The 12,526-nt window shown below is 78.0% G+C and carries 15 protein-coding genes; 2 read left to right on the plus strand and 13 right to left on the minus strand.

What is annotated here, in order from left to right:
* Window positions 1-18: 18 nt before the first annotated feature.
* Window positions 19-231 carry a response regulator transcription factor gene (locus ACI79Z_RS07910; protein WP_456902269.1) on the minus strand — a complete coding sequence of 71 codons (213 nt, stop codon included), beginning with the start codon at window positions 229-231 and terminating at the stop codon, window positions 19-21.
* Between the two features lie 54 nt (window positions 232-285).
* Between ACI79Z_RS07910 and ACI79Z_RS07915 the strand changes: the two genes are divergently transcribed.
* Window positions 286-1,146, plus strand: coding sequence for an SRPBCC family protein (locus tag ACI79Z_RS07915; protein ID WP_387986452.1), 861 nt, complete (start codon window positions 286-288; stop codon window positions 1,144-1,146).
* Here the strand turns inward: ACI79Z_RS07915 and ACI79Z_RS07920 are convergent, their stop codons facing one another.
* The 7 genes from ACI79Z_RS07920 to ACI79Z_RS07950 all read right to left on the minus strand — a co-directional run bounded on the left by ACI79Z_RS07920 (window position 1,147) and on the right by ACI79Z_RS07950 (window position 7,132).
* Complete coding sequence (locus ACI79Z_RS07920; RefSeq protein ID WP_456902270.1) at window positions 1,147-2,256, minus strand: winged helix DNA-binding domain-containing protein; 1,110 nt, start codon at window positions 2,254-2,256, stop codon at window positions 1,147-1,149.
* A 31-nt stretch (window positions 2,257-2,287) separates the two neighbouring features.
* Window positions 2,288-2,623, minus strand: coding sequence for a hypothetical protein (locus ACI79Z_RS07925; protein WP_456902271.1), 336 nt, complete (start codon window positions 2,621-2,623; stop codon window positions 2,288-2,290).
* A 61-nt stretch (window positions 2,624-2,684) separates the two neighbouring features.
* Entirely contained in the window at window positions 2,685-3,092 is a 408-nt protein-coding gene (dhaM, locus tag ACI79Z_RS07930; RefSeq protein ID WP_387986445.1) for a dihydroxyacetone kinase phosphoryl donor subunit DhaM, read from the minus strand.
* Window positions 3,089-3,721 (minus strand): dihydroxyacetone kinase subunit DhaL, encoded by a 633-nt coding sequence (dhaL, locus tag ACI79Z_RS07935; RefSeq protein WP_387986443.1) that lies wholly within the window; start codon window positions 3,719-3,721, stop codon window positions 3,089-3,091. The genes dhaM and dhaL overlap by 4 nt, the downstream gene beginning before the upstream one ends.
* A 2-nt stretch (window positions 3,722-3,723) precedes the next feature.
* Entirely contained in the window at window positions 3,724-4,722 is a 999-nt protein-coding gene (gene dhaK, locus ACI79Z_RS07940; RefSeq protein WP_387986441.1) for a dihydroxyacetone kinase subunit DhaK, read from the minus strand.
* Window positions 4,723-4,853: 131 nt separating this feature from the next.
* Window positions 4,854-6,167, minus strand: coding sequence for a PRC-barrel domain-containing protein (locus ACI79Z_RS07945; protein ID WP_456902272.1), 1,314 nt, complete (start codon window positions 6,165-6,167; stop codon window positions 4,854-4,856).
* A 125-nt stretch (window positions 6,168-6,292) separates the two neighbouring features.
* Window positions 6,293-7,132 carry an alpha/beta hydrolase gene (locus ACI79Z_RS07950; protein ID WP_456902273.1) on the minus strand — a complete coding sequence of 280 codons (840 nt, stop codon included), beginning with the start codon at window positions 7,130-7,132 and terminating at the stop codon, window positions 6,293-6,295.
* Window positions 7,133-7,357: 225 nt separating this feature from the next.
* Here ACI79Z_RS07950 and ACI79Z_RS07955 point away from each other — a divergent pair, with 225 nt between their 5' ends.
* Window positions 7,358-8,323 carry a helix-turn-helix domain-containing protein gene (locus tag ACI79Z_RS07955; RefSeq protein ID WP_456902274.1) on the plus strand — a complete coding sequence of 322 codons (966 nt, stop codon included), beginning with the start codon at window positions 7,358-7,360 and terminating at the stop codon, window positions 8,321-8,323.
* A 61-nt stretch (window positions 8,324-8,384) separates the two neighbouring features.
* Here ACI79Z_RS07955 and ACI79Z_RS07960 read toward each other — a convergent pair whose 3' ends face one another.
* From ACI79Z_RS07960 to ACI79Z_RS07980, 5 genes are read right to left on the minus strand one after another with little or no spacing between them, the layout of a single operon-like run.
* Window positions 8,385-8,777, minus strand: coding sequence for a DUF1761 domain-containing protein (locus tag ACI79Z_RS07960; RefSeq protein ID WP_456902275.1), 393 nt, complete (start codon window positions 8,775-8,777; stop codon window positions 8,385-8,387).
* Window positions 8,774-8,968 carry a DUF1905 domain-containing protein gene (locus ACI79Z_RS07965; protein ID WP_456902276.1) on the minus strand — a complete coding sequence of 65 codons (195 nt, stop codon included), beginning with the start codon at window positions 8,966-8,968 and terminating at the stop codon, window positions 8,774-8,776. Before ACI79Z_RS07965 ends, ACI79Z_RS07960 begins: the two co-directional genes overlap by 4 nt.
* Before the next feature lie 59 nt (window positions 8,969-9,027).
* Window positions 9,028-9,669: an SDR family NAD(P)-dependent oxidoreductase gene (locus tag ACI79Z_RS07970; protein WP_387986426.1), complete on the minus strand. Its 642-nt coding sequence runs from the start codon at window positions 9,667-9,669 to the stop codon at window positions 9,028-9,030.
* Window positions 9,666-11,609, minus strand: a complete 1,944-nt coding sequence (gene nhaA / locus ACI79Z_RS07975) for a Na+/H+ antiporter NhaA (protein ID WP_456902277.1) — start codon at window positions 11,607-11,609, stop codon at window positions 9,666-9,668. The genes ACI79Z_RS07970 and nhaA overlap by 4 nt, the downstream gene beginning before the upstream one ends.
* Window positions 11,606-12,427 carry an SDR family oxidoreductase gene (locus ACI79Z_RS07980; RefSeq protein ID WP_387986420.1) on the minus strand — a complete coding sequence of 274 codons (822 nt, stop codon included), beginning with the start codon at window positions 12,425-12,427 and terminating at the stop codon, window positions 11,606-11,608. The genes nhaA and ACI79Z_RS07980 overlap by 4 nt, the downstream gene beginning before the upstream one ends.
* Window positions 12,428-12,526 lie beyond the last annotated feature (99 nt).

Below are 12,526 nucleotides of genomic sequence, written 5' to 3' on the forward strand. Positions count from 1 at the left end.
TCCCCGGCAACCCGGCGGTCAGCGCAGGGGGACGAGGCCGGACTCGTGGGCGGCGATGACGGCCTGCGTCCGGTCCCGGGCGCCGAGCTCGCGCAGCAGGCTGCTGACGTGGGTCCTCGCCGTCTGCAGGCCCAGGGACAGCTCGCCGGCGATCTCGCCGTCGGACAGCCCGCGCGCCACCAGCAGCAGGACCTCCGCCCGCCCGGTGGGACGCGTGACCCGTTTGACCACGGGTGGTCCAGGTCACACCCGTCGGGCAGCGTCCCGAGACGGAGGAGGTCGGCGATGACCACCAGGGTGGAGAAGTCGATCCAGGTCGACGTGCCGGTCCGCACGGCGTACGACCAGTGGACCCAGTTCGAGGACTTCCCGCGCTTCATGGGCGGGGTCGAGGAGGTCCGCCAGCTCGACGACCGGCGCCTGCACTGGGTGGCCGAGATCGCGGGCGTCCGGCGGGAGTGGGAGGCGTCCGTCCTCGAGCAGGAGCCGGACCGGAAGGTCGCCTGGGCCGCCACCAGCGGGGCCACCAACGCCGGCGCGGTCCGCTTCGAGCCCGCCGGGCCCGACTCGACGGTCGTGTACCTGGAGCTGGAGTACGAGCCCGAGGGCGTCGTCGAGCAGGTCGGCGACAAGCTCGGCATCGTGGAGCGGCAGGTCCGGTCCGACCTGGAGCGGTTCAAGGCGCTCGTCGAGAGCCAGGGCCACGCCACCGGGGCCTGGCGCGGCTCGATCGGCGAGGGGCTCGACGTCGGCACGCCCACCGCGGAGACCGCTCACGGGTCGCGCGGGGACAGCGGCAAGGCGGGCGTGTCCGGGACGGCCGTCGCGGCCGGGGTCGCCGCGGTGGCCGGAGCGGCGGCCGCCGGCGTGGCCGCGGCCACCGCGGGCTCGTCGGGCTCGTCGGGCCCGTCGGGCTCGTCGGAGGGCGGGCAGCAGGAGGTCGGGACGGAGACCCCGGAGGGCGTCGTCCAGTCACCGGAGGTCACCCAGGTCGAGCAGCCGCCGCCGGATGCCGTCGTCCGGGACGACGTGCTCGTCCCGGAGTCCCACCCCGAGGGCTACACCGCCGGGCCGTCCACGGAGGGCGTCGAGCGGGGCGTCCGTGACGACGGCGACGACCCGATGATCGGGGGCGGCAGCCGCTGATCACCGGGTCACCTCGGCCGGTCCCGGTACGCCGTCGCCGAGGAAGGCGGCGAGGGCGGTGCCCTCGGCCTCGACGTCGTCCCGCTCGGCCGGCGTGAGCCGCCGCAGCGGCTGCACGGTCACCGCCACGCCGCCGTCGTCCCGGTCGCGGGTCGTCCAGGTGGCGGCCACGGTGCCGTCGACCAGGACGAAGCGGGCTCCGGTCACGCTCAGGCCGCGGTGCTCGTCGGCGATCAGGCGGGACCGGTCGTCGTAGCCGAGGACCGCGTTGTCGAACGCGGGCAGGAAGCGCACCGGCGCGGGCTCGTCGCGGTCGGGGAGGAGGCCGTCGGGGACGTCGAGCAGCTCGCGGCCGCGCTCGTCGCGGGAGGTCCGCAGCCGCGGCCGCAGCCGGGCGACCACCGCCGGGAGGCCGCCCAGTCCGCTCCAGGACCGCAGGTCCGCGGTCGCCGCCGGCCCGTACGCGCGCAGGTAGCGCAGCACCAGGTCGTCGAGGACGTCGTCGGGCGGCCCGTCCTCGACGTCGCGCCCCAGCCAGGCGCGCACCGTGGTGTTCCGGGCGGGGGCGCGCTGCCGCCACAGTCCGCGCGGCGGGACCTGCACCAGCGGCACCAGGCTGGACAGCGCGTCGCCGAGGTCGCGGGCCGCGGCGTCCGGCCAGCGGTCGCCGACCAGCCGGCCGACCTCGGACAGCAGCCGCGGCGCCTCGGCGAACCGCGGTTCCCCGGCCGCGGCGAGCTCGCCGAACTCCACGCCGGGCAGCCGGCGCCCGAGGGTGCCGCGCGCCCGGGCGACGAGCATCGACCGGTGCACCGGCCGCAGGCGCAGGCAGTCCCCGGCGGTGACCAGGTGCAGCGTCCGGCGCATGAGCAGCGTGCGGACGACGCGGCGCGACTCCAGCAGGTCGTCGAGCCCGGCCGGCCGGAACGCCGTCAGCCGCGACCACAGCCCGACGAAGGGCTCCTGCGGCTCCTGCGCCTGCAGGCCGACCAGGTGGCCGACCGCGTCGAGGACGCTGCGCCCGTCCCGCCGGAGCAGCAGCTGCCGGGCGAGCGTGGCGCGGCCGAGCGCGCGCCGGTCGAGCACCTCGGCTCCCCGGCGCGCGCCCACCCCCGCTGTCTACCGCAGGGGACCGACGGGATCAGGCGGCCAGCGGGTGGTGGTGGCAGCGGCCGCCGCTGGTGGCGCGGGCGGCGCAGGGTGCGCCGGCCTTCGTGACGCCGCCGGTGTCGCCGCAGCGGGCCGGCCGGGCGGCGGGCTGCTCGACGACCTGCTCGGCGGGCAGCGCCGGGCGGGGGAAGGGGAGGACGACGGCGTCCCGCGTCCGGACCGGCGCGGCCGGCTCGACGGCGGTGTCGACCCCGGTGTGGACGAGGGGAGTCGGGACCGGGCGGCCGGCGCGGCGGTGCAGCGCGGACGCGGCGGTCAGGCCGGCGGTGAAGGCGGCGAGTGCGGTGGCGACGTGGCTGGCGCGCATGCCCGGCTCATCGGCCGGCGGCGTCCCCGTGGGAAGGCCGCCGTCCCGTGCGTCCCAGCCGTCACGCCAGGTGCGCCTGCTTGGGCGCCAGCCCCCGCTCGGCCTCGGCGGCGACCTGCTCGCGGGAGGCACCGGTCGACGCCAGCACGACCGCGCCGACCAGCCCCTCCACCAGCGGCGCGGGGGAGAGGGTCACCCGCGACCGGACGTCGTCGTCGAGGAACTCCAGCGCGGTCTCGGCCGAGAGCACCGCGCTGCCGAGGTCCATGAGCACGACGACGCCGTCACCGGAGTCGGCCTGCCCGACCGCGTCGGCCACCGCGGCGGCGTCGGTGCCGAGCCCGCCGTCCTCCGTGCCCGCGGCGACCGCGATCGCCAGCTCCCGCCCGGGCAGCATCTGCCGCGCGAGCTCGACGGCGGCGTCGGCCAGCGCCCGGCTGTGCGAGACGACGACGAGGCCGACGCTCACGAGCGTCCCAGGGTCGCCGCGGCGGCCTCGACCAGCAGCGCCGTCGACGTCGCCCCCGGGTCCTGGTGCCCGGCGCTGCGCTCGCCGAGGTAGCTGGCCCGGCCCTTGCGGGCGACCATCGGCACGGTCGCGTCCCGGCCCTGCGCCGCCGCGTCCGCCGCCGCGGCGAGCGCGTCGGCCAGCGGCTTGCCCGCCTCCACCGCGGCGTCGAGGGCGTCGCAGGCCGGGCCGAGCGCGTCGACCATCGTCTTGTCGCCGGGCTCGGCCCTGCCCCGGGCGACCACGCCGTCCAGGCCCGCGCGCAGCGCCCGCGCGAACGCGGCGTCGTCGAGGTCGCCGTCGCCGGCCGCGCCGGCCATCCGCAGGAACAGCGTGCCGTACAGCGGGCCGCTGGCCCCGCCGACCTTGCTCACCAGGGTGGCGCCGGTCTTCTTGAGCAGCGCCGCGGCGTCGGCCGGCGGCGACTCGTCCAGCGTGGCGACGACGGCGGTCATGCCGCGGTCCATGTTGGCGCCGTGGTCGGCGTCGCCGATGGCCGCGTCGAGCGCGGTCAGCCGGTCCCGCTGCTCGTGCACGGACTCCGCGAACCGGCGCAGCCAGGCGGTGAGGTCCTCCGTGCCCACCGCCATGCTCAGGCCCCCCACCGCAGGCCCGGGGTGACCACCGGCGCGTCCCACAGCCGCAGCATCTCGTCGTCGGCCTGCAGGAGGGTGACCGAGCAGCCGGCCATCTCCAGGCTGGTCATGTACGGCCCGACCAGCGACCGGGCGATCCCGATCCCCGCCTTCTCCAGGATCGCGGCCACCTCGGCGTAGACCACGTACAGCTCGATGAGCGGGGTGCCGCCCATGCCGTTGACGAAGCAGATGACGCCGTCGGTGTACCTCCGGTCGGCGAGGATCGGCTCGACCAGCATCGCGGCGACCTCGCGGGCGGGAGCCAGCGGCACCCGGCGCCGGCCGGGCTCGCCGTGGATGCCGATGCCGATCTCCATCTCGTCCTCGCCGAGGGAGAAGGTCGGCGTCCCGGCGGCGGGCACGGTGCAGGAGGTGAGCGCCATGCCCATGCTGCGGCCGGCGTCGTCGACCCGCTTGGCCAGGTCGGCCACCTCGATCAGCGGCCGGCCCTCCTCGGCGGCGGCGCCGACGATCTTCTCCAGCAGCACCGTGGTGCCCACGCCGCGGCGGCCGGCGGTGTAGAGGCTGTCGGTGACGGCGACGTCGTCGTCGACGACGACGGTGGCCACCTCGATGCCGCTCTCGGCGGCGACCAGCTCGGCGGCCATCTCGAAGTTCATGACGTCGCCGGTGTAGTTCTTCACGATGTGCAGCACGCCGGCGCCGCTGTAGACGCCCGCGGTGGCCGCCTGCATCTGGTCGGGCACCGGCGAGGTGAAGACCTCCCCGGCGCAGGCGGCGTCGAGCATGCCGCGGCCGACGAAGCCGCCGTGCATGGGCTCGTGGCCGGAGCCGCCGCCCGAGACGATGCCGACCTTGCCCTGCACGGGCGCGTCGCGGCGGAACACCACCCGGTTCTCGTGGTCGACCCGGAGCAGGTCCGGGTGCGCCAGCTCCATGCCGCGGAGGGCGTCGGAGACGACGTCGGACGGGTCGTTGATGAGCTTCTTCATCGTGCACCTGACCTCGGGGGAGTCGAGCAGGGACCGTCCCGGAGGCTAGGGCTCATGTGATCCGCGGCACAACGAGGCGGTGCCCCCGGGTGCAGGACGGAGCCTGCACCCGGGGGCACCATGACGACGGGTCAGCCCCGGCCGGTGACGCGCGCGGCGGCCTGCTGGATCTGCCCGTAGTCGCCGTAGCGGGCGCCGACGACGTAGCCGGTGCCCAGGCCGGCCCCGAGCGAGGTGAGGCGGGCGACGCGCCTGCCCCGCTTCCGGATGCGGTGGCCGACCTCGGCGACCTCCTCGGGCACCGCCTCGACCGCGCCACCGACCCTGGCGGCCGCGCGGAGGGCGGCCTGCCCGATCTCGGCGCCGGCCTCGGTGGCCCGGGAGACCACCGTGGACGTGAGCTCCGGGAGGGCGTCGAGGGCCTGCTTCGCGGCCTCCGCACCGACGCTGGCGCCGGTCTGCAGCGCCTGGCCCGTGGTGGCCAGCAGGGGAGCGGCCGCCGCGGCGCCGGTCCGGGTCACCTCGCCGACGCGCTGGGCGGCGGTCGCCAGGACGGGCCCGGCCGCGGACGCGCCGCCGCGGGCGGCCTCGCCGACACCGCGGGCGGCCTCGCTGACGAGGTGCGCGGCGTTGGCCACGGCGGGTCCGGCCGCGGACGCGCCGCCGCGGGCGGCCTCCCGCACCGACGAGGCGGCGTCGGTGACCACCGGGACTGCCGCGGCCACGAGGTGCTCCACCCGCGCCCGTCCGGCCGCCGGCACCGCCCGAGCCTGCCGGGCGGCCTTCCGCCCGGTCCGCCGGGCGGCCTTGCCCCCGCGGCGGGCGCGGCGGGACACCGTGGCGGCCGGCTGCCGGCGCCGCCGCAGCACCGCGAACAGCAGGCCGCCGAGCGCCAGCAGCGCGGCGAGCCCGCCCGCGGCCCCGCCGGCGCGGGCGGCCAGCGACCGGCCCTGGGGCTCGTCGGCGCGGCCGAAGTCCTCGTCGCCGGGCTGGGCCACCGGTGGCGGTGGCGGGAGCTCCTCGTCGGCGTCCGGGGTGGGCAGGGGCGCCACCTCCTCGCCGGACACCGCCACGGCAGTGGTCGCCGGCGGCTCCGCGTCGGGCGCCGGCAGCAGGGTCTCGGAGGTCTCGGTGCTCGCCTCGATGCCGTAGTGCCGGTACAGCGCGGACTCCTGCTCGGTGGTCAGCTCGCGGCTGTCGCCGAAGCGCGGGGCGCCGTCGACCAGCCCGCGGTCGACCACCACCTGCACCCGGTCGCCCTCGCCGGTGGCGTCGAACAGCGGGACGACGACGGTCGTGCCGGCCATGTCCGCGTACAGCCACTCCGGCCGGCCGGTTCCCTCGTCGGCGAGCAGGTGCGTCACCGTGCCGATCTCCGCGCCGTGCCGGTCGACCACCGTCCTGCCGACCCAGTCGACAACTGAGTCCCGTTCGGGCAGTGCCATGGTCGCCTCCCCACTTCTCGGGGCCGGGCCGGGGTGGCCCGGCGCTGCCGTCCGGGCGGCCCTACCCCGCTGGTCGCGGCCCCACCCGTGCCGATCACGGGAGGTCGCGGAGGCCGGTCCGGACCTCAGCGGACGCCCTCCACCGGCTCGGGGGACGGCGCGCCGACGCCGTGGCGGGCGAGGAAGTCCAGGGCGGCGCCGGCCACCTCCGCCCAGCCGGAGTCGGCGGCGAGGGAGTGGCCGCGGTCGGGGAAGGTGAGCAGCTCGGTGACGCCGGTGCCGTGCCGCCGCTGGATGCGGTACGCGGCGCGGACGCCGGCGGCCGGCACGGTGCGGTCCAGCCCGGCGGCCACGAGCAGCACCGGCCCGCGCTCCCGCCGGGTCTCGACGGCGGCCTCGCTGCGCGGCGTGAACGCGGCGGACCCCGCCTGGAACAGCGGCCGCGCGGGGGAGGGGATCGCGTACGCGTCCCAGAGACGGTCGGCCTCCTCGCGCGGCACCGCGCTGGCGAAGCCGCGCGCCCAGCTGTCCCGCGTGTGCGCCCAGGTGCCCGTCCGCAGACCGGGGCGCGAGAGCACCGGCCAGGCCGTGCGCAGCTGCGCCGGCGGCAGCACCAGGTTGCCGCGGAACTGCGCGGGCGAGAGCGCCACGCAGGCGCGGGTCAGGCCCATCCCGTGCAGCTTCTGCGCGACCAGCCCGCCGAACGAGTGGCCCACCACCACCGGTGCCGCGGGCAGCCCCGCGATGACGTCGGCGTGGTGCTGCGTGACGTCGCCGATGCCCACGCCGGCGACCGCCCCGGGGTGCGCCCGCGCCTCCTCGGCGGTGGCCGGCTCGCCCGGCCAGCCCGGCGCGACCGGGTCGTAGCCGCGGGCGGCGAACAGCTCCAGCCACGGCGCCCAGCTGCTCGCGTGCAGCCAGAGGCCGTGCACGAAGACGACGGGGACGGGGGCGGCAGCGGTCACGGTGGTCCTCCGGGAGCGGGGTGCGGCCACCCGACCGGGCCGCGGACGCCGCGGACGCTAGGGGCGCACCCGCGACGGCGGCTGTGCCCTGCGTGACCGGTGCCGGACCCAGGCTGCCGAGCCCGCCGGGGCGACGGCCTTCCGCCGCCTCCCGCTCCCGGCCAGGATCGGCCCAGGCGACGACGCCGACCTGCCCGCCGACCCGCTGCCGACCCTGGAGGCCCCGTGGCCACCCTCGTCGACACCGACGCCCTCGCCGCCGCCGACCGCCGTCCCGCCCGGGTGGCCGACCTGCTCGAGGCGACGATGTCCTCGCGGATCCGCTTCCCCGACCCCTCGGCGCCCGCCCGTGCCCGCCTCGACGGCTGGGACCTGGCGGGTGTCTCGGTGCTGCGGCTGGACCTGACCGGCGAGGTGACCCTGCTGCGCACCGCCCGCCACGCGCGCGCCGACCCGGAGCCGGTGCTCTCCCTCGCCGTGCAGGAGACCGGCACCGCCCGGCAGGAGCAGTTCGGCTCCCGCCGGCTGGTGGCCGCCGGCGAGCTGTCGTTCAGCGAGGTGTCGTCGCCCTACGAGTACGCCTGGTCCGGGCGGGGCGTGTGCCGGGCGCTGCGCATCCCGGCCGCCTCCCTCGGCCTGCCGATCGACACCGTCCGGCGGGCCCTGCCGGTCGCCACGCGCAGCCCTCTCCACGGCCTGGTGCGCGCGCACGTCACCCGGCTGACCCGCGACGTCGCGCTGCTGGCCGCGGAGCCGCTGGTGCACTCGCTGGCGTCGGCGACGGTCGACCTGGCCCGCGCGCTGCTGGCCTCGGCCGCCGACGGCGCCCGCGGTGCCGACGACGTGCTCGGCGAGACGTTGCCGGCCCGGGTGCGCGGCTACGTGCGCCGGCACCTGACCGAGCCGGACCTGGACGCCGAGCGCATCGCGCGGGCGCACGCGGTGTCGGTGCGGCAGCTGTACCGGATCTGCGCCGCGGCCGGGTTCAGCCTCGAGCAGGAGGTCATCGCGCAGCGGCTGGAGGGCGCCCGGGCCGAGCTGGCCCGGCCGGGCGACCGCTCGATCGCCGCGGTCGCCCGGCGCTGGGGCTTCACCGACGCCTCCTACTTCGCCCGCCGGTTCCGGGCGGGGTACGGCGTCAGCCCGCGGGAGTGGCGGGACCGCTCACGGGCGGGGGCCGCCCCCGGCTGACCGCGGGCGGGTGCGCCGGCGCCGCACCCCGGGCGCCGGAACGCGGCCCGGGCGCACCCGCTCAGCCGTCGCGGCCGACGACGGCGGAGACCAGCAGCAGCTTGACCAGCCAGTCGCCGGCGTGGATCGCGGCCTGCTGCCAGGGCACCTTCTCGTGGACGACCGAGCCGGTGAGCAGGACCAGCGGGAACGCCGCCCACAGCCCGGCGCCGAGCGTGAGCGCCGCGCGCGGGCCGCGGGCCGGCAGCCGGTCGGCGAGCACCGACACCGCGGCCGCCACCACCCCGCTGCGCGCCAGCTCCACCGGCGCGACCGCCGCCGGGGACGGGCCGGGCTGCGCGTAGGCCTCGTCGAGGCGGGCCAGCCGCTCGCCGAAGGCCGTGTACCAGGCCGAGCTCGCCACGAACGCGGCCGCGGACGCGACCGCGACCCGCCCCGGCGACACCGCGCTCACCGGGTCCCGATCCGCTCGAGCAGGTGCACCTCGACCTCGTCGCCGGCCTGCTTGCCGATGGCCCGCCGGATCGCCGCGGCCACCGGCAGCTCGCGCGTGCCGAACACCCGCACCGACTCCGGCCACACCGGGCAGGTCCACCCGCCGGGTGCCGGGCTCCTCCGCAGGGTCGCCCTGAACCGCTCGTCCACCGTCCGCCTCCTCGCCGTGGGGTGCAGGGGAGACCGCCGCCGGCCCCCGCACTCATCGCTCAGCCGCTGCGGGTCGTCAGCAGCGACACCTCGGCGACGTTCGTCGTCGGCGGCAGGGTGAGGGTGAACAGCACGGTCTGCGCGACGTCCTCGGGGAGCAGCGCGGTCCCGCCGTCGGCCGCGGCGGCGGGGGACACCCAGCCGACGGCGACGTGCCGCACCCGCACCAGGGTGCCGCCGAGCTCCAGCCGCAGCGTGCGGGCGAGCTGGGCGGCGCCGGCGGCCGTGGCGGCGTGCACGGCGAACGCCGGCACCAGCTCCGACGCCGCCGCCGACCCGACCAGCACCAGGTCGGCGGCGGAGTCGTTGGCCGCCGCGGTCAGCAGGTCGTCGAGGAACGCGCGCGCCGCCAGCACCGCGTCGCCGGCGCCCTGCTCGATGACCTCCGCCCACCGCTCGGCCGGTGACAGCCCGAACGGGCCCCCACCGACGCCGCCCAGCACGGCCACCACCAGGTCGACGCCGCCCAGCCGCTCGCGCACGCCGTCGGCGGCCGCGAGCACCTCCCGCGCGGAGGCCACCTGCTCGACCACCGCTCCCGCCGCGGCCAGTTCGGCGACCACCGCGTCGGCGATCAGCGGCAGCCCGATGACGACGGCGCGGCGGCCGGCGACCGGCCGCACCCTCCCCGGCGCGGTCACGCCACCGGCTCCGCGTCGGCGGTCTCGCGCACCGCCGGCGAGCGCACCGGCAGCGCGTCCTCGGCCGGCGCGTCCGCCGGGGCGGCCGCCCGCACCCGCGACCGCCCGGCGGTCTGCTCCAGCGCCGTCCGCATCGGCCCGACGTCGAGCGGGCCGTCGTAGAGCTGGCCGTTGACGAAGAAGCGCGGCGGCTCGTCCAGGCCCATCGCGCGGGCGTCGTCGTCGTCCTCGCGGACGCGCGCGGCGTGCGCGCCGGAGGCGACGGCGTCGTCGACCCGGGCGAGGTTCAGCCCGGCGTCGACGGCGCAGCGCCGGATCGCCCGGTCGTCCAGCCGCCCGGCCCGGGCGGCCAGCGCGTCGTGCATCGGCCAGAACCGCGACTGGGCGTCGGCGGCCTCGGCCGCCTCGGCGGCACGGGCCGACACCGGGTCGTCGGTGAGCAGGTGGCGGTAGACGAAGACCAGGTCGTCGCCGAGGACCTGCCGCAGCTCGTCGACCACCTCGGCGGTGCGCCCGGCGTTGGTGAACACGAACGAGGCGTGGACGACGAGCTCCATCGGCGCGCCGACGCGGCCGCGGACGTGGTCGCGCGTGGCGCTCACCGGCCGCGCCAGCCGCTGCCGGCCGGGCAGCCGGGACCGGTCCACCGCCCGGACGACGGCGACCGCGCCCAGCGCCAGCAGCGCGGCGAGGACCGACGCGGCCAACACGCCGATCCGGGCCTGCGCGGCCAGCGCCTCGTCGTCGAGGGTCAGGTCGATGATGAACAGCGAGATCGTGAAGCCGATCCCGCTGAGCACGCCGGCGGCGAACACGTGCCGCGGGAACAGCCCCGAGGGCAGCCGGCCGATCCCGAGCCGGACGGCGGCCAGCGACGCGGTGGTCACGCCCAGCACCTTGCCGACGACGAGCCCGATGACGACCGCCCAGGTCAGGCCGGAGGTCGCGGCGGCGGACAGCGTCTCGGCGCTGAGCACGACGCCGGCGTTGGCCAGCGCGAACACCGGGACGACGGCGAGGTTGACCCACGGCCGGAACAGCCGCTGCCCGCGCTCGTTGACCGACACCGACCGGGTCAGGCTGAGCACCGCGCGGTGCGCCCCGCTGGAGGTCGGCGTCCGCCCGTAGTCCCGGGCCGCGGCCTCGGCGGCGTCGACCTCCTCCGCGCTGGGCGGGTACACCGGCAGCAGCAGGCCGATCGCGACGCCGGCCACCGTCGGGTGCACGCCGGACGCGAGCACGCCCAGCCAGACCGGCACCGCGACGAGCAGGTAGGCCCCGCCGCGCCAGACGCGCATCCGCCGCAGCCAGACCACCGCGACCAGCCCCACGGCGGCCACCGCCAGCGGCAGGATCGTGAGGTCCTCGGTGTAGGCGACGGCGATGACGGCCAGCGCGCCGACGTCGTCGACCACCGACAGCGCGAGCACGAACGCGCGCAGGTTGACCGGCACCGCCCGGCCCACGACCGCCAGCAGGCCGAGCACGAACGCGGTGTCGGTGGAGATCACCACGCCCCAGGCGGCGCGCGCCTCGCCGGCCTGGTCGCTGAGCCCGGTCACCGCGAGGAAGACCAGGGCGGGCACGACCAGGCCGGCCAGCGCGGCGACGACCGGGATGCGGATGCGGCGGGTGTCGCGGAACTCGCCGAGCACCAGGTCCCGCTTGACCTCAAGGCTGATCAGGCAGAAGAACAGCGCCATCAGCGCGTCGTTGACCCAGTGCCGCAGGTCCATCTCGAGGACCGTGTCGCCCAGGCTGACGGCGAACGGCGTGTGCCAGGTCTCCTCGTAGGTCGAGCCCGGCACGTTGGCCCACACCAGCGCCACCAGCGTCGCGACCAGCAGCACGGCGGCGGCCGCGGCGTCGGAGTCGGCGAGCCGGAGCACGCGCCCGAGCGCCGAGGGCCGCTCCAGCTCGCCCCGCGGGGTGCCCCTCACCGGACCCCCGTCCCGCGCCGCGTGGGCAGGTAGGGGTCCTGGCGGGTGGGCAGCACGAGCAGCTCGGCGACGTTGACCCGCGGCGGCAGGCCGGCGCCGAACAGCACGGTGCGGGCCACGTCGTCGGGGTCCATCGGGACGACGACCTCGCGGTGCTCGGCCCAGCCGCGCGCGGTGCCGTCGTGGCTGATCTCGGAGCCGAGGTCGGTGTCGGTGAGGCCGGGGGCGACCACGTGCACGCGCACGCCGCGGCGGCCGTACTCGGCGCGCAGCGCCCGGGCCAGCTGGGCGACCGCGGCCTCCACCGCCGAGTAGACGGCGTAGCCGGGGAAGCGCACCTGGCCGGCGAGCGCGCCGATGAGGAACAGGTCGGCCGGGCGGCCGGTCCCGGCGGTGGCCAGCAGGTCGCGGGCGAAGGTCTGTGCGGTCCGGAGGATGCCGCCGAGGTTGACGTCGATCATCTCGATCCACTCGGCGGGCACGCCGTCCTCGAACGGCGCGCCGGTGAGCACACCGGCGCCGGCCACGACCAGGTCGGCCGGGCCGAACCGGTCGTGCAGGGCGTCGAGGGCGTCGGCGAGGTCGAGCCCGTCGGAGACGTCGGCGGCGACGGTGAGGGTGCGGGCGGGGTCGGCGGTGCTGTCGGCGACGGCCTGCAGGCGGTCACCGCGGCGGCCCAGGAGCGCGACGCGGCAGCCGGCGGCCACCAGCGAGCGGGCGGTCGCGGCGCCGATGCCGCTGCTGGCGCCGGTGACGACGGCGACCCTGCCGTCGAGCGCGCCCGGGGCCGGCCGGAGGGCCGGGGAGGGTGAGGACACGGTTCCCCTCTCGGAGGTCAGCGGGGGACCCGCCGATCATGCCGTCCCGGGGGCGTCCTGGTCGATGCGCGCGGCGAGGCAGCGCAGCCGGCCGGGCAC

This window comes from Geodermatophilus sp. SYSU D00663 (genome assembly GCF_054050655.1).

What these genes read in the sequence shown, in the direction of transcription:
- ACI79Z_RS07915 (WP_387986452.1), top strand. Translation starts at nt 286, where the DNA reads ATGACCACCAGGGTGGAGAAGTCGATCCAGGTCGACGTGCCGGTCCGC.
- ACI79Z_RS07925 (WP_456902271.1), bottom strand. Translation starts at nt 2,623, where the DNA reads ATGCGCGCCAGCCACGTCGCCACCGCACTCGCCGCCTTCACCGCCGGC.
- dhaL (WP_387986443.1), bottom strand. Translation starts at nt 3,721, where the DNA reads ATGGCGGTGGGCACGGAGGACCTCACCGCCTGGCTGCGCCGGTTCGCG.
- dhaK (WP_387986441.1), bottom strand. Translation starts at nt 4,722, where the DNA reads ATGAAGAAGCTCATCAACGACCCGTCCGACGTCGTCTCCGACGCCCTC.
- ACI79Z_RS07945 (WP_456902272.1), bottom strand. Translation starts at nt 6,167, where the DNA reads ATGGCACTGCCCGAACGGGACTCAGTTGTCGACTGGGTCGGCAGGACG.